This window comes from Roseibium sp. (genome assembly GCF_965229775.1).
Classification (GTDB): Bacteria; Pseudomonadota; Alphaproteobacteria; order Rhizobiales; family Stappiaceae; genus Roseibium.
Genome location: NZ_OZ245929.1, coordinates 5915142 through 5931092, shown reverse-complemented (window position 1 = coordinate 5931092; position 15951 = coordinate 5915142). Strand labels below are relative to the sequence as shown.

Genomic DNA, 15951 nt, shown 5'->3' with positions numbered 1-15951 from the left:
TCACACCCATGTTGCGCTCAGGAGGCTTCGGAAATGGATGCTGCGGCTCTCAAGGCGAAGCGGAAGCGACGCGATCTGTCCCTGCAGTTGCTGCTGATTGCATCAGTGGTGCTGGTCTTGTGGGTGGCGGTCACGACCGCGCAGACGAAGCTCACCGAACTCAACATGGCGAGCGGCTTCGGTTTCCTGGAACGGGCGACCGGCTGGGCCTATTCCTTTTCACTGATCGATCGGAGCATTGACGACGGTTACGCCAGAACGCTTCTGATCGGGTTCATGAACACATTGTTCCTTGGGCTGATCTGCATCGTGCTTTCCACCATTCTCGGGTTTGCAATCGGAACGGCACGTGACGCCCGCCAGCTTGGTTTCAACACGCTGGCGACGGTTTACATCCAGCTTTTCCGCAACCTGCCGCTCATTTTGCAGCTGGTGTTCTGGTATGCCGTTCTCATCCATATGCCTGGTCCCCGTCAGGCGTTTTCGCTGGGCGACACCGTCTTCTTATCGAACAGGGGCCTGATGCTGCCGGCGCTGAATGTCGCCCCCGGTGTCGTTCTGGGAATTTTCGCGGCCATCGTGGGTCTTGGCATCATCATTTTCCGGCTTAAGAGCCTGCAGTTTCTCAGCAAGCTGGGACTGTGGCTCGCGGCCTCTGCCGGCTTGACGCTGGTTGTTGCAACGATGTTCGCTCCCGCGGATGCGTCCGTCTTTTCGATCCCGGCGCAAAAGGGGTTGCGCTTCCAGGGCGGTCTGACCGTCTCGATCGAGCTTGTCGCCATGATCGTCGCGATCACGCTCTACGGCTCCGCCTATATCGCGGAAGTCGTTCGCGGCGGGCTTCACGAGGTTCCGAGCGGCCTGACCGAGGCGGGCAAGGCCCTTGGCCTGTCGGCGCGATCCATCTGGTTCCACATCAAGATGCCGATGGCGCTGCGCACGATCATGCCGCCGCTCGGCAATCAATGGATCTTCATCATGAAGGCGACAACACTTGGTGTCGCCATCGGCTTCAGCGATCTGTTCTATATCGTGTCGACATCCATCACCCAGTCCGGCCAAACGCTGGAGCTCATGGGGCTGCTGATGCTGTCGTTTCTTCTGATCAACTATTCGCTGGCGCAGATCGTTAACTTCATGAACGCGCGCCTGGCGCTGAAAGGTCACTGACATGGCGATGGCAATCGACTATCCCGGATCGCCCGGGCGGTGGGGTCAGCTCGCCAACACCCTGAAGAGACGCGCATTTCGCAGCCCGAGCGATACGTTCACGAGCGTCTTCATTTTCGGGCTGATGCTCTACATGGCCTGGCTGCTGCTCGACTGGGCCCTCTTCAGCGCAGTCTGGCGCGCTCAAGATGTCGGCCAGTGCGCGGACGCGGGCGGTGCGTGCTGGTCAGTGATCGCGGCGCGGCACCGATTGATCCTGTTCGGTCTCTATCCGTTCGATGAGCACTGGCGGTCCACGCTCGCCTGTGTGGCGATCATCGCCACCGTGGTGCTGTCCTGCCTGCCGTATTTCTGGAGCATGGGCAAGCTGGTAACGCTCTGGATCGCCGGTTTCGGAACCTATGTGCTGCTGATGGACGGGACGCTCATCGGGCAGGCGCAGGTCACCACGGATCAGTGGGGCGGTCTGGCTCTCACGCTCTTCATGTTTGCAGCCGTCGTGCTGCTCGGCATGCCCATGGGATTGCTGCTTGCGCTTGCCCGGCGCTCGAAACTGCCGGCCGTGAAGGGCGCGGCCTCGCTTCTGATCGATTTCATCCGCTCATTGCCCCTGCTGACGACGCTGTTCGCGGCCGCGGTCGTCATTCCGCTGCTCCTGCCGGATTGGCTCAACGGAGACAAGATCTGGCGTGTCATCGTCGGCTTCGCGCTGTTTTTCGCCTGCTATCAGGCGGAAGTCTTCCGGGGCGGATTCCAGGCCATTCCAAAGGGCCAGTTCGAGGCGGGCAAGGCTCTGGGCCTGACCTCGTTCCAGATCCTCTCGCGGATCGTGATGCCGCAGGTTTTTCGACATGCGCTGCCGTCGACCATCAACATGGTCGTCGTCACGTTCAAGGAGACCGCGATTGTGATCATCATCGGATTTTTCGATGTGCTCGCCTCGGCAAATGCAGCCTTCGGTACGGTCGAATGGGCCCCTTACTACATCGAGGTCTATGCCTTCGTCGGTGCAATCTACTGGATCTTCATCTTCTCGCTGAGCCAGTACGGCGAGTATCTGAAGGGCCGCATGGCGGTTGCCAAGCGATAGGCCGGGTTCACCGCGTGCAGGCAGGCTCTCAAAAGAACTCTGTCTGCGTTGAATCCAGATCGCAAAATCCCACGCTTTCATGCAAAGTTGCCCGCGGAACCTGGTCCGTTGTTACAAGGTCTTTTGGTGAAGGCACAGTACGGGAAGCGGGTTTGCCTTTTCCGAGCGGCGCATCACATTTTCAAGTTTAGGTTGAATTTTTCCTTTCAGCAATCCAAGCAGATAGAGTAATCGATGAAATGCGATCGAGACCGTAAAAACTGCAGATTTTAAGCAGTGTTACTTACGTGGTTTTTCGTGCAAGGTTGTGCAGTTAAATTTTTGTTACTTCGATGCTAAAGTCGAAGCGGTTCGACACAAAACAACCCTTCTTTTTCTCAATCTGATTTTGCGTTGCGCTATGTGCCTATTGTTCTAATCTTTATTTTGATTTTTAAATCAAAATCCAAAAAAATTATATCTGAAAATCCTGCGACTTCTGCCTAACAGCCAGGACCCCCCATCTCGTATCGATAGGTTATCGATTGTCGAATCGGGGAATGATTGTGGCACCGGCAAGACGAAGCCTTGTTACGAACAGGAATACGCGGATCGGAGAGACGGTCCGATGTGTTCGTGCCTGTTCTGGTGACCATGAAAAAACCGGTCCGTTTCGCGGGCGCACGTGCCCGGACGCGGTCGCACCCGACGTCAATCAAATTTGCTTCGAATCCGTTTCTTCTCCTCACGTTCCGGCGGCGGGTGCTGAAACGAGGCGCACTCGTTCGAGTGCCGATCCGAGGTTCGACATGGCGTTGCATGACCGTTGCGACCTTCTCGTAAGGGGGGCGTGCGGGGGGCGTCAGGTCGGATGTCGCCGCCCATCCGGGCAATGCACAGGCTCTCATGAGAAAGGTCCCCCACACCTGTCTAGGTCCTGTGTTGCCCGGGTGGGCGGTCCATTCAACTGCCTTGCCTTCCCGCCTTCCGGCCAGCTGCGGCGAAGAACGGCTGCCGTGAAGGCAAAGGCGCCGCACAGCGGCTTCCTTCGATCCCGTCAGCCTGAAATGTCGCCGGCACGCCTGTCGGCCTGTGCATTTGTCCGCCTTGGGCCGGACCCTTTTCTGCGCCGGAACAGATCCGGTTTCGCGTGAAAGACCCGGTGTCTGGAGATCCGAAGGAAACCCGATGAGGTGAAGAACGTCATTCCGAAAGTGGTTCGATGAATGAGCTGGTTGAATTCAATAAACTTGAAAAGTTCGAAGAGCTGAATGTCGATTCTTCTGTTCTTTACAGGTGCGACAGCAATGATCTCGAGCACCATGCGAGCCTGTTCAACGGGCTCGAACTGGAGAGTATTCAGCTCAGCCCCGGAGCTTTTGAAAGCAGCGTCATTTTTGCTGTCGTGGATCGGATCTCGATCCACGTGTCGAAGAGCATGCAGGCGATCGAACAATGCCTGAAGGTCGATCCCGACAAGTTTCTTTTCTGCATTTGCCTGTGTGAGGCTTGTGAGGAAACGGTCTTTGGCGTTCAGGGGGCAGGCTCCTGGGTCTATGTCCTGCCGCCGGGCGGCGAGGCGATTGCGCCGACGCCGACACAGTGCCCGCTGCTTCTGATGACAGTGGAATGCGAAGCGCTCCTCGAAAACGAAAATCTGGTTCCAGAAGTGAGCAACTGGTTCAAAAAACTGAAGCAGGACGGTGAATTCGTGAAGTCTCGAAGACTGGCGGGGCGGATCCAGGATGACGCGCTTATGACGCTGCAAAGTGCGAAGGGCATACCTCCTGCCAATGAAACAAAAACCGCCAAGATCATTCACCAGGCGATGATATCAAGCATCACGGCGGGATTTTCGCTGGAATGGCTGGAGCGGGGAGGCTTTGCCGTCATCCATCGGACACCGGCCCTGGACCGCTTTCTGAAGGCCAGGAATCTGCTCGCCGCGCGTGATTTCTATCAGGGCAGCGAAGGCAATCACGCATTGTCGAAACTCGGTTCAAAACGATCAGTCGAACAGGCTTTTTCCGAGCACGTGAACATGGGGCCGCGATCCTACGCCCGGATTGTGCGGTTGCACAACGCACGGAGAAAACTGAGGGAAGAACGCTACTTCGATGAATCGATCGGAAACATCGCCGCGCAGGAGGGGTTTTGGGACTGGAGCAGATTCACGGCCTATTACAGCAAGCATTTCGGCGAATTGCCTTCGGCGACGCGACGCAAGGCCATGTCCAGGAACTGAAGGTCAAGATGTGATGTTGACCTCGGCGCTCGAACGATTGAGCGCGTTGTCGAAGACTGAAACGGAAAGACAAGAGACGCAGTCTCAAATCCAGTGTCCATAGTATTCGAAAGAATCAAGATAAAATTCAAGGCAGTGCGCCCATGTATTATACCTGTATTAATATAGACGTTGTACATCTCAAGATGTGTGGGGGACGTCTGAAAATAGAGGCGTCCGGGCATGTCTGAGATCTCCCGAATTTGTCGTCACTTCAATCCCTGGATGTTCCGGTTGCTTTTGGCCGGACGCTGCGGGCTTGTTAGCGATGCCGGGCTTGCGCTATGCGCCCGCGTACCGCGCGAATTGCTGAATGCGGCAAAAAACAGCTGCTGTCGCCACGCCTTTTCCGGTTGTGACCCGAGACCTGTCTCGGGTATGCGGGCACAGGGGGGCAGGCCCAACGGGCAGGGCCCCGAACGAGCGATCTTGCCAATCTGCGAGTGTCGACCTGGCGTGGGGCAAAGATGAGCAGGATCGCAATCGTTTCGGCTGATCGTGTCAAGGCAGCGCGGCGCTATGGGGTCATCGCCTCCCTCTTTCCGATTGATTTTCTTGACGTGAAGGGGCTTGCCTCTTCTCCTGTGCACCCCGGAACTGTCTTGATCGTGGATTTTCTTGGGCTTACCGAAGACGATGTTCAGTCCCTCAAGGCAGCGCTTGCCTCGGGGGGCAAGCTGTCGATCTCGGTTCTGGACCAGCGAAACCGGAAACAGGTGTTCCAGGCGCACGAATTCGGGTGTCAAAAGCTGGTGGACCGGCGAGAGAGTTTGTCCGTGCTGCTTGCAACTTTGCGGGAAGCCGTTGGCGACTACTACAAGCCAAACCTGTCGGCCGATTTTCCCGAAGACATCCGGAAAGCCTTGGACGGGGCGTGCCGGACGCTTGCCACGGTATCCCTCTCTGCGGTTCTGGGCAGGGATCTGCCAATTGCCAAACTGACCGACGCGGCAAGGAGCGTCACTGAGACGATCGCGAAAGAAGGCGTCGGAGCATGGCTGGAAGCCGCGCAAACGCATCACAGTCACAACTACCGGCACATTCTGTTGGTGACGGGACACGCGGTCTCGTTCGCAAGCGACTTGGGCCTTTCCAGGGAACAACAGATGCTTGTTGCCTTGAGCGCGCTTGTCCACGATTTGGGGAAGGTGAGAATACCCTTGTCGATCCTCGATAAACCCGGCAGGCCAACCAACAGCGAGCAAGCGTTGATCAAAAGGCACCCGGAGTTCACGCGCGAGATCCTAAAAACGAACAAGAGTCTTCCGAAAGCCGTGGTCGATGTTGCGGTCTGGCACCATGAAATGCTGGATGGGACGGGGTATCCCGACGGATTGAAAGGCGACGAAATCCCGTTTCTGGTGCGGTTGCTCACACTGTCTGACATCTTTGCCGGTCTCACCGAGACCAGGGGTGGCAAGGACGGCATGTCTCCGCGCCAGGCGATCCAGGAGATGGCAAAAATGCCGGAAAAACTGGATGCCAACCTGTTCAAGGTTTTCAAGAAGTCGGTGCTTGATACAGGCTACGGCCGGATCAGGCGCAAAAAGATGCAAAAGGTCGCGATTTGAGCCGGGGAAAGCAACTGCGGCTGATCTCTGGCCGCAACCATCGGGTTGTGCGCGTTTCCTGATTTTTGGACGAGCCTTGTCAATCTGCTCCGCTGCCCGCACGAGCGGTCGGGAAAACTGTTTTTTTCCATACGCTTGAACAGACGCTAGCAGTCCGGGGTTCCGGAATGCGCTCCGGCCCGTATGCTCCCGTTCTGCTGATTGAGGCAAATGACCGGGCTGCTGCCATCCTTTGCGGCAGGCCCGGATTTTCCTGTTTTGCCGGGGATTTCTCGTGATTTTTAACGACGCCTTTAAGGGCGTGCTGCCGAGAGCTGTTTCTAGGGTCAGGACTCACTAATTCGGTTGAATTGGCGCAGCAAACGGCGATGAGCTGCAAGGAAAAGCGCGACAAGCGGGCTTCCTGCCCGGTTGAGCGGTTTGACGAAGCAGATCGAAGCCGTTTTTGCGTCCCGCAGGGATAGGGTACGGACTCATAAATGAGACCGAAATGGTTTGAAGTGGATTGCGTCTCCTCAAGGAGCGGAAGCGCAGGAAATGTGGTTCATTTTCAAGCCTTCCGCGACGCCGGGGAGGCGCAATCTGGTCAAATCCGAAGGACATGGAAATGGCTTCCCCCCGTGTCGTCAGCGTGCTTGACCGGGCAGGAAGCCCGCTCCGCACACCCTTCCTGACGGGATTTCGCCATTTCACATGCCATTTCTGTCTCATTTATGAGTCCGTACCCTAGAGTGAATTTGCCCGGCAACGTCGAGGCAAATCTTTGGAAACCGGACGGTTTCCTGCAACTTTGCGCCTCGTATCCGAACAAATTCATCCCTACCAATTCATCCAAATGAAGGGGTCCTGACCCTAAGTATATGTTTTATTAACCATAACGAACAAAAATTCTCACATCAAACGTGTGGGGGACGTCCGACTCAAGAGACGTCCGGAATGGCAAAAATATTATGTCGGCCCTGGCTGACATCGGCTTGTGCCGGAGCGCTGCTTATTGCCCCGGCACCATTTTCACGCGCTGGCGAGGTCATCACGTCGCCCGTCACAAACACCCAGATTCTGCTCGGCGATACGCGCCTCGTGATCACGGAGACCGGCAGCATTGCGACGACTGCCGTGCTTGACAATGCCGTCGAAAGCTATGGCGACAGGAACGTCATCACCAATCTGGGACACATTGCAACAAGCGGAGTGAGTTCGTTCGGGATCTTCAGCGTGGGAGACCACGTTACGATACTGAATAACGGGACAGTCCGGGCAACTGGATTGAACGGGTTCGGCATCGTGAATTTCGGCGGCAACGCCAGGATCATAAACACTGGTACAGTCGTGACGGTTGAAGAGAACACGTCCGCAATAACGAATTTTGGCGGCAATACCTTAATCGCGAACAGCGGTGTGGTCAGAACCTCGGGGGGCGCCGCTTCTGCGATCTTCAGCCAGGGCACAAGCAACAAGATAATCAACTCCGGGCAGATCATTTCGGAACGGGCAAGCGCCATCCAGATCGACGGCGTCTCGACGGGGACTTCCGTTTCCCTGAAAGCTCCCGGTTATCTCGGCGGGGCGATTACCTTCAATTCAACCGCGTCGCTCGACATCACCACCGGTGCCTCTCACTCCGTGTTCTGGAAGCTGCCGACGAATCTTGCCGGAGGTCAGGCAAATCCGGCCGGCCCGGTTCCCTGGTTCTACAATCCGGCGACGGGACAGTTCGCCACTTTCGATCCGACCGGTCCGACGGCGCGCTTCAATCAATTCGCCGATACGGCAGATACCCTGGCGCGGCTGGGACGGGACGGTCTGGAAATGGCGGGCACGGACGGGATTGCCAAAGGTGCGCCGGGTGCGCTGCCGTCATCAGATCCAAGGCTAGAAACCAGCTACGGTCTTCGGTCCGGGCGCTTCTGGATCAGCGGTTTCGGCGGTACCGCTCACTATGGTGGTGACGACACCACTCTCGATCAGGCGATCGGCCAGATGGGCGCTGCAGCCGGATATGCGTGGCAAAACGCACCTGCGACGCGCCTCGGTGTGCTGGCCGGCTACCTCAATGGAACGATCACCGCGCAAAGCCAATGGGCAGATGCACAGGATATCAAGAGCCATGGCGTCTTTGCCGGCGTTTTTGGTGATCACCGTTTCGGTGCGGTCTCTTTCGGCGCCGGTGTCGCCGGTGGCTGGCAGGAAAACGACAGCAACCGCTTCATCAATGACAACACCGCAACGACAGGTGGGCGCACCGTCGGTGAGAGCAGTGCCTTTGCTTCTTATGACAGCTGGTTCCTGACCTCGGAAGCCACGTTATCCGCCGATATCGACCTCGGAACCACCGGTCTCACCGTCATCCCGGGTCTGCGCGGGCGCCTCGGCCTGCAGTACACTGGCGCCTATTCGGAGAACGGTTCGGACGCCAATGCAGCGGTTGGCGCGCATACGCTGGGACTGATCGAAGCTGATCTGGAAGTCGCGGTCTCCAGGAACATCGGTCCGGCAACGTTGACTGGCCGCGTCGGTTATCTTTTCCGCAGCCCCATCGGCAATGACGATGTCGTGGTCACGCTCCTCGGCATCTCGAATCCCGTCGAAGTCGCGCCCTCGGGCCGCTCCGCCGTCCGCCTTGGGGGGACAATCGATGTCGACCTCGGATCGCAGGCGCGTTTCACCGTGGACGGCCGCGGGACCTTTTCAAATGATGCCGACGTTCTGCAGGGCACGGCGCGCTTTGCGATCCGCTTCTAGGGGCCAGTGCCGTCCGGTTCGGCAAACACTGTCGAATTTACGTTGGTGACAGGGCAGTTCCGTTCCGCCCGGCGCCAGGTCGGGATACGGAAGTGTTTCCCTGTTTGCCGTAAAAGCGGCGAGATCGGCATCCAGTTCGCCCGGTGGCGCTTTCCGCTTGAGCTTCCGATGGTCCCTTCAGTCCGGGTTCCGGGGGCCGGCTTTCGCGCGCCGCAGGATGATCGGTTGTGGGCAGCCCGTCATGTACCCGGTGCTCCCGTCAACGGACGCCGACGCCGGCATGAAGATGGAGACGTCGTTCTCGAAGACTGAACCAGAGGAGTTGCAGCCGCGCCTGTCGACGTGCGGCGTCGAAGGTCAAGGAGAAGGAATTGCCGGGCTTCCTGAATGTTTCCGTATTCCCGGGCCGGCGACTGGATGGCGATCGGGCGCAAACAAACTCCGGCTGAAGTCTTATCGACAGGTCTTCCCAGCCGCAGTGCCGCCTTTCGAGAGCGCCACGGCAGGGACACGTTCGAGGCGCCGTCCCGGCGAACCGGTATGATGTTCACCTGGATCCGCAGTCCTGTCCCGCGCGTGCCTCCGCCGGACTAACGTCCAATCCGAAAAGGCGACTTATTTGCGGAAGGCGCCCTCGGGCCGGTACTTGTCCATCACCCTGTCGAGCCGCTCGTTGCTGATGGCCGGATTGGCCTTTTGCAGACACGGCAACAGGATTGCCTTGTTGGCGCGCTGCTCCTGCCCGGAGGGGTATTTGTCGGGCTCCGGATTGACCGGTTTGAAGCATTCGATGAAAACGTCTTCCTCGATCCCGAGATCCGCCGCGATCCTGTCAGTCGGCCGGTTCGGGTCCTGATCTGCAACGACCGGGGTTACGAGAAAAAAGACCAGTGTGAAAAAGACAGTTCGGAGCTTCTTTGCAAGGTTCTGTGTGACCTGGAACCTGTTCCGCCTGAACCAGGCAACGCCGCTGCGGCCGCGAACGGCGTGCAGTCTCCTGCGGCCTGCAAGCCCCGGTTTCACGGGCTCAGTCACTTAGCGCCAGATGTGCAAGTAACTGTTTCGACTTCCGCGTCAGGGCGAGTGTCCGTTTGCCACGGGTCTTCGTCAGATATCCCCGCTCCGCCAGGGAGTTGACTTTGTGATGTATCGCCACGGCACTTTGCGAGAGTGTCTCTCCGATCTCTGCCAGCGATGGGCTGTGACCATTCTGGCTGATGTAGTGAGAGATGCACTCAAGACATTCCTTTTGCTTAGGAGTTATACCCGTCACAACAATCTCCGTAACTAGAACGCGAATCTCTGGCTCGTTCAGACCGTATCGGAGCATGGAAACCTGCTTGAGTGTTATGCTTATAGCGCAGTATTGGCGCAGGAGCCGTGTCATGCGCTGCACTGCGGTGCCGTTTTAAGAGGGGAATGCGCGGTCCTATCCTCCGGCCGGTGTCAACATGTCAGAATCCGGCGGGGCGGGGTGCGGGCCGGCTCGCGAAACCTGTTTGTGAGAATCGGACCCGGTCTCCCGGCGGCATGCATGTCGATTGTTTTCTTCAGGTGTGTAAGGGGGGGTCCTAAACCACAGATTTAATTTCGGTCGTATTTTTAGATTATGGCCGATTTTTTTGCGCTAACTGCATAACCGGCGTGCCTGTATCGACTTATTCTGGTGTTAATAATTTATAAAAAACAGAGCTTCTGAAGGCGGTGGTGCCGTTTTGATGAGCGATATGTTGTGTGAGAATGCGGCCGGATCGGTCACGATTGGGCCAGAGTTAAGTTTTGAGCGTTCCGCAGAACTGTCGCAAGCGACTGATCGACTGTGGGAACGACAATGTTGGCTAACTGGTTTCCGGCAACCGAATTTACAGACAAACACGACTTCATTCACAATGAAGAGTATTTTGACTGCGACGAACAGGCAATTCGTTTCGGGAACAGATCCGGCTACGTGCAGCTGGGTGCAGGGCCGTTTAGCGGCCGGCTTTTTTCGGCGGATGTCGGTGATGTTTCGATCTATGTCGAGTACAGCAATCAGCCCCTCGAAAAAGAGGTGCTGATCTCCCCGGATCATTTTTCCTTTGTTACGGCCATAAGCCGGAGTGAGCCGGACGTCGCATTCGGGGGCGTGACAAAGTCCACCGACTGGCTGCAGGTCGCCGCGCCCGGTGGGGAGCATGTCGCGCTTGTGCCGTCCGAGTGCGTGCTTGTGCTCGCGCGGATTGAAAAGTCCCGCCTGCTTTCGCATTCAGCCTTGCTGCCCGAGGTTGCCGACTGGCTCCATAGTCTGCCCAAACATCCCGTGTTCGTGAATTCACCCTGGCTTGCCAGGCGCTTCCGAGCCGATGTGCAGGTGGTACTGGAGTGCGTGATTTCCGGAGGGGGCGGGATCTGCCGCGCTGCGGCCGACAAGGCATTCGTCTGCGCTTTGGTGAACAGTTTCAACATGGAACTGCTGCGGCAGAATACGATTGCGACACACAAGATCTCCCGCGCGCGTGAGCGCTTCCTGCTTGCCAGGAAATTGCTGCTGGAGGCGCACGAAGATGTCACGGAACATTTCAGGCTGGCGTCACGGAAACTTGGTTCGCAGCGGCTCGTCGAACAGGCATTTTCCAATCAGGTGAACATGGGGCCCCTGTCCTATTCGCGGGTGATGCGGCTGCACAATGCCCGGCGGAAACTGCTCGACAAGGCCTTTGTGGAGGAGAACATCGGCGACATCGCAGCGGAAGAGGGCTTTTGGGACTGGAGCAGGTTCACGTCCTACTATCGCCGCCAGTTCAACGAGCTTCCGTCCGAAACGCGTATGAGGGCCGGTTTCCCGGTCGGCTAGGAAACCTTTCCGTTCCAAAGGCAGACCTGTTCCCAGAAAGGTGACCCGCCGGCCGGGCAAGCTTCGGCGATGAAAAGAGTTATGCTGCACACTTAACACTTTGAGCCGATCGCTCACGCGCCGTCGCGCCGGAGGAACCCCGGCACCGGGATAAAACGCTGTGTGGCAGGCCCGGCGGGCAGTGGACCGGCAGCAGACCGCTCGGTCCTGCCGGTTCCGCGCGCGCAGGCCGGGAGCGCCTGGCCATGAGCGACATCTGGTTTCCACCCTCGGCAATGTTGGAGAGGCACGAATTTATTTCCAACTTCGAATTTACGGATTGTCATTCGGAACTGGATCTCGTGTTCGCCAATGTCGGCAGCAATTGCAGCTTCAATCAGTTGAGCCCCGGCCGATTTGCAGGACGCGTTCTCAAAATTTACACCGGCTGGGTCTTGATTGTGGTCGAGAAATACAATCAGGTGCTCGAAACGGCGGGGATGCTGCCCGGCGACTGCTTCACCTTTGGTGCTGCCATCCCCAGACGCGCCGACATTGCCTGGGGTGCAGACACGGCAAGCGATACCGACCAGGTGATGGTCGCACCACCCCTTGCGGAAGGCTTAGGCGTTCAGTCTCCTGTTTTCATGTGTGTTGGGGCACAAGTGCAAAAGGACGCCTTGCTCGCTCACCCGCCTTGCTTCCCGAAGTTGCCGACTGGTTGTGCGGCCTGCGCCGCCGTCCGGTTTCGGTGATTTCTTCCCAGCTCACGGAACGGTTCCGGGAGGACACTCTCGCGGCGCTGGAAGCGATGGTTTCACGTTCGGAACCTGAGATCCGCAAACTGGTGGATAACGCCTTTCTGCTCGGGCTCGCGGTCGGACTCAACTTCGAGTGGCTTCGGCAAAACAGCTACGCGACATTAAAGCCGTCCCGCGCACGCAAGCGCTTTATGCAGGCCCGCCAACTGCTTTTGTCGGCGCAGGAAGACCTGGCGCCGTCCTACAGGTCTTCACTGAAGGAGCTTGGATCTCCGCGGGTATTCGAACAGGCGTTTTCGAGCCAGGTGCAAATGGGGCCGCTCACCTATTCCAGGGTTGTCAGGTTGAACAACGCGCGGCGAAAGTTGCTGAACGCAGACCACGCAGGCGTGAGTATCGGCGACATTGCGGCTGAAGAGGGCTTCTGGGACTGGAGCCGGTTCACGTCCCACTATCGCCGGCAGTTCGGCGAATTGCCTTCCGATACGCGGCACAGGCCCTCGAGCCCGGTGGGGTAATCGGCGACAAAAAGGGCTTTTTGCCGGTCACGTTCATGGACGCGGCACATAGTGCGCCGGCGGTTGCGTCATCGCTGGAAGCGTTTGCAAATTGATGCATCCGGGTGCAGGACCGGGATCCAATCCTGCGCGCCGCAAGACGGCCGGCGGGGTGATGGCGCAAGCCGTGCGCATTGCGGTACCCGTTCTGGAAACGAGTGGGCCCTGGATCTCCGCTGCGCTGCGTCCGGGGTGACTGCTGAGGGGAGGGCGACCGGCGATGGGGTTCCTGCCGAGTGCCTCGCGCCGAACCCAGATCTCACGGTGTTCGTCCGGGGTGACGGTCGAGAGAGAAGGGACCGTCGCTTTCAATACACCTCATCCTGAGAGACTGGCCCGAAATTAGTTGAGTGATCCCGGTCGCATGTGATTCCGTTTTTGCGCTAACAGAACGGAGCTTCGCCATGTGGACCGAGACCACCCGCGCCAACTATGACCGTCGCAGCTTGCGTTACGCAAGTGATCTCACGGACGAAGAATGGAGGTTCATCTGTCCCCATCTGCCAGCCCGACGAGATCGAGGTCGTCCGCGCACCACGTCGCTGCGGGAAGTCGTCAATGCCATTCTCTATCTGCTGCGCACAGGCTGTCCCTGGCGGTTTCTGCCTGCCGACTTCCCACCACGTTCCACAGTGCAGAGATACTTTTATGCGTGGCGTGACAATGCGTTATGGCCAGCGCTGAACCGGCGGCTGGTTGAGCGGCATCGCCAATCACAAGCGCGCAATGCTACTCCGACCGCCGGTGTCATTGACAGTCAGAGCGTCGCAACAATCCAAGTCGGCGGTCCTCGGGGACTTGATCCATTCAAACGCATCAAAGGTCGCAAGCGCCACATTGTCACTGATACGGACGGGCTTCTTTTGGACGTTCTGGTTCATCCCGCCAACGTCCAGGACGTCCACGGAGCGGTGCCATTGCTACGCAGCCTGCGGCAGACCTATCCCAACCTTGCTCATATCTTCGCCGATCGGGTCTACCGAGGGCCGAAGCTATTGAAAAAGATCGAGGATTGTGGACCGTGGACGATTGAGATCGTCGAACGGCCAACCGGGGTGAAAGGATTCGCGCTTCTGCCAAGACGATGGGTCATTGAGAGAACATTTGCCTGGTTTGGGCGACGGCGGCGTCTTGCAAAGGACTTTGAAGTCAAACAAGAAACACAGACCGCTTGGCTGTACATCGCTAGCATCGAACTCATCATCAGGCGCTTGGCAAAGGCTCAAGAATGAATTTCGAGTCAGACTCTGAGGAGCGCGGATGCGCGTCTCTAAGGATGCGCCGCGCGTTCTGAGCCCGCCGCCCATCCTTCGAGACGGACCTCTGGTCCTCCTCAGGATGAGGAGGTTGTTGAAACCGGGGTGGATTCAGAGGGAAGCGCCACCCCCACTGGCGTCATCCCGGACCTGATCCGGGATCCATGCCGTTGCGTTTCTGCCTGGCAGGGCTTGTCGTTCTGGTGTTCGCTCCGCTCACGCTCATATCCGGATTCCGGCTCAGCGTCCGGCTTCGCCGTCCTTGTCCGGAATGACGGCGAGGGGCGGTCTGTGATTGGCACCTCTCGTTCGTCATCCCGGACTTGATCCGGGATCCAATCCGGCGCGCCGCGACTTGGAAGAAGATGTGCTCGCGACGGATGCCGGGCGCAAGCCATGACGGCCCCCTCTAACGCAGGAACACCGTCGGGTTTTTCGGCAGCACGTTCTGGGACGTGTTGATGCTGATGATGTCCTTCAGGATGGCCAGGGATTGCAGAGTGAAGCTTTGCGGATCTTCCCGCAATCCGTGCGTTCGAATGCCGAAACGCTCGCCGTCGACCTTGACCTCGATCGCGTTGCCAAGGCCGAAGGGGCCGGTCACCACCTCGAAGACCGGGATCTTGCGCCCGTCCGGCCCGATCAGCCGCGGACCCGATTTGTGCCGGTGCATGGCGCGGACGGCGCTGCCGAGATATTGCAGGATCTCGTTCGGGGAGCGGAGCGCATAGTCGCTGTCCTTGCCGAAAATCAGCGTTGTCGAGGACGCGTCCCGCCGGCTTGGCCTGGACGCCGGTTTGTTTGTGCCGCTCTTTGCAGCTGCAGCAGTTGCCGGTGCGTTCCCAGCGGTCTTCTCCTGGTGCAGCTGCTCCTGCGCGATCAGCGTGATGGACCCCGGAGCGCTGTTGCGCAGAAGGGCGGGCTGCAGGATCGTGATGGCTTCCATCAGATGCCGGAAGCGGACATGGGAACAAGGGTTGGTCGGATCGCTCCGCAGCAGCACTTTTTCCCGGCTGTTCGCCCGTAGTGGGCCCGCGCAGGCGGCATCCGCCACCGTTTGCGGATAGGCCGCGCAGATGGCACGCAGTTCCCGGGAATAGGTGTGTGCTTCCCGGCTGCAGGCCTGAAGCGCCGATGTCCGGATGCGCAGGACGGTTGCCTCCGGAATCAGGATCCACTTCACCGCGAGCACAGACAGGAGATCGAGCCGCTGGCGCGAGCGCCCTTCCGCCAGAAGAAAGAACAGCTTCGGGCTCAGTGGCGTCAGCATCGCCTGCACGAATGTTTCCGATTCCAGGGAGGAGACATTCGCATTGCGGCCGAAGTCGCGGCTCGTACTGGCGCTCAGGTCGAGTTCGCTGAGCAGGAGCTCCCCCAGCTCTCCGCTGATGGAAAAGTCGTTGCTGATGGACATATCCGCATTGGCCGAGTAGTCGCCGACGGCGGAAAAATACGTCGGCAGCCCCTTGGCGGAGCGGATGACATTGGCAAGCAGAAGGCCGTTGTAGGACTGCTCAAGGCCGCGGTTATAGTAGACCCCGCTGTCGGTGACGATATTGCCGGCGCACGCGCCAAGGAAGAGAGAGGCGGCCAGCAGGCCCGGCAGGAAGGCACGCAGCCGTTGCCGTTCAGGTCCGTGCCGCAACTGGAACAGCTTTCGGATCCCGTTCAGGTGGTTCGTTACGTCTGGATTTCCGCTCATTCTCAATTGCTGCCGTTCCCGGGCCCG

At 58.4% G+C, this 15951-nt stretch carries 12 protein-coding genes; 9 read left to right on the top strand and 3 right to left on the bottom strand.

Annotated elements, in window-relative coordinates; translation table 11 throughout:
* The first annotated feature begins 33 nt into the window (after positions 1-33).
* The 5 genes from ACO07N_RS27005 (at position 34) to ACO07N_RS26985 (ending at position 8836) form a co-directional block, all read left to right on the top strand.
* Complete coding sequence (locus ACO07N_RS27005) at positions 34-1170, top strand: ABC transporter permease subunit (protein WP_421983963.1); 1137 nt, start codon at positions 34-36, stop codon at positions 1168-1170.
* 1 nt (position 1171) lies between these two features.
* Complete coding sequence (locus tag ACO07N_RS27000; RefSeq protein WP_421983962.1) at positions 1172-2260, top strand: amino acid ABC transporter permease; 1089 nt, start codon at positions 1172-1174, stop codon at positions 2258-2260.
* Between the two features lie 1201 nt (positions 2261-3461).
* Positions 3462-4484 carry a helix-turn-helix domain-containing protein gene (locus ACO07N_RS26995; protein WP_421983961.1) on the top strand — a complete coding sequence of 341 codons (1023 nt, stop codon included), beginning with the start codon at positions 3462-3464 and terminating at the stop codon, positions 4482-4484.
* Positions 4485-4990: 506 nt separating this feature from the next.
* Complete coding sequence (locus tag ACO07N_RS26990) at positions 4991-6094, top strand: HD-GYP domain-containing protein (RefSeq protein WP_421983960.1); 1104 nt, start codon at positions 4991-4993, stop codon at positions 6092-6094.
* Between the two features lie 936 nt (positions 6095-7030).
* A complete protein-coding gene (locus tag ACO07N_RS26985) occupies positions 7031-8836 on the top strand; it encodes an autotransporter domain-containing protein (protein WP_421983959.1) in 1806 nt (601 codons plus the stop codon).
* Between the two features lie 615 nt (positions 8837-9451).
* Here ACO07N_RS26985 and ACO07N_RS26980 read toward each other — a convergent pair.
* The gene (locus ACO07N_RS26980; RefSeq protein WP_421983958.1) at positions 9452-9871 is read right to left on the bottom strand and encodes a hypothetical protein; all 420 of its coding nucleotides are present in this window, start codon (positions 9869-9871) and stop codon (positions 9452-9454) included.
* Positions 9864-10166, bottom strand: coding sequence for a LexA family protein (locus tag ACO07N_RS26975; protein WP_421983957.1), 303 nt, complete (start codon positions 10164-10166; stop codon positions 9864-9866). The genes ACO07N_RS26980 and ACO07N_RS26975 overlap by 8 nt, the downstream gene beginning before the upstream one ends.
* Positions 10167-10667: 501 nt before the next feature.
* Here ACO07N_RS26975 and ACO07N_RS26970 point away from each other — a divergent pair.
* The 4 genes from ACO07N_RS26970 (at position 10668) to ACO07N_RS26955 (ending at position 14198) form a co-directional block, all read left to right on the top strand.
* The gene (locus ACO07N_RS26970) at positions 10668-11669 is read left to right on the top strand and encodes a helix-turn-helix domain-containing protein (protein ID WP_421983956.1); all 1002 of its coding nucleotides are present in this window, start codon (positions 10668-10670) and stop codon (positions 11667-11669) included.
* Positions 11670-11914: 245 nt separating this feature from the next.
* The gene (locus ACO07N_RS26965; protein WP_421983955.1) at positions 11915-12403 is read left to right on the top strand and encodes a hypothetical protein; all 489 of its coding nucleotides are present in this window, start codon (positions 11915-11917) and stop codon (positions 12401-12403) included.
* A 56-nt stretch (positions 12404-12459) separates the two neighbouring features.
* On the top strand, positions 12460-12927 hold the full coding sequence (locus ACO07N_RS26960; protein ID WP_421983954.1) for a helix-turn-helix domain-containing protein: 468 nt from the start codon (positions 12460-12462) through the stop codon (positions 12925-12927).
* A gap of 443 nt (positions 12928-13370) precedes the next feature.
* A complete protein-coding gene (locus ACO07N_RS26955; protein ID WP_421979445.1) occupies positions 13371-14198 on the top strand; it encodes an IS5 family transposase in 828 nt (275 codons plus the stop codon).
* Positions 14199-14631: 433 nt separating this feature from the next.
* On the opposite strand, the gene ACO07N_RS26950 is transcribed toward ACO07N_RS26955, so the two are convergent.
* Positions 14632-15924, bottom strand: a complete 1293-nt coding sequence (locus ACO07N_RS26950; protein WP_421983953.1) for a hypothetical protein — start codon at positions 15922-15924, stop codon at positions 14632-14634.
* Positions 15925-15951 lie beyond the last annotated feature (27 nt).

Coding starts and splice junctions, on each gene's coding strand:
- ACO07N_RS26960 (WP_421983954.1), top strand. CDS start 12,460: ATGGTTTCACGTTCGGAACCTGAGATCCGCAAACTGGTGGATAACGCC.
- ACO07N_RS26950 (WP_421983953.1), bottom strand. CDS start 15,924: ATGAGCGGAAATCCAGACGTAACGAACCACCTGAACGGGATCCGAAAG.
- ACO07N_RS26995 (WP_421983961.1), top strand. CDS start 3,462: ATGAATGAGCTGGTTGAATTCAATAAACTTGAAAAGTTCGAAGAGCTG.
- ACO07N_RS26985 (WP_421983959.1), top strand. CDS start 7,031: ATGGCAAAAATATTATGTCGGCCCTGGCTGACATCGGCTTGTGCCGGA.
- ACO07N_RS26975 (WP_421983957.1), bottom strand. CDS start 10,166: ATGCTCCGATACGGTCTGAACGAGCCAGAGATTCGCGTTCTAGTTACG.
- ACO07N_RS26965 (WP_421983955.1), top strand. CDS start 11,915: ATGAGCGACATCTGGTTTCCACCCTCGGCAATGTTGGAGAGGCACGAA.
- ACO07N_RS27005 (WP_421983963.1), top strand. CDS start 34: ATGGATGCTGCGGCTCTCAAGGCGAAGCGGAAGCGACGCGATCTGTCC.
- ACO07N_RS26955 (WP_421979445.1), top strand. CDS start 13,371: ATGTGGACCGAGACCACCCGCGCCAACTATGACCGTCGCAGCTTGCGT.
- ACO07N_RS26970 (WP_421983956.1), top strand. CDS start 10,668: ATGTTGGCTAACTGGTTTCCGGCAACCGAATTTACAGACAAACACGAC.
- ACO07N_RS26990 (WP_421983960.1), top strand. CDS start 4,991: ATGAGCAGGATCGCAATCGTTTCGGCTGATCGTGTCAAGGCAGCGCGG.
- ACO07N_RS27000 (WP_421983962.1), top strand. CDS start 1,172: ATGGCGATGGCAATCGACTATCCCGGATCGCCCGGGCGGTGGGGTCAG.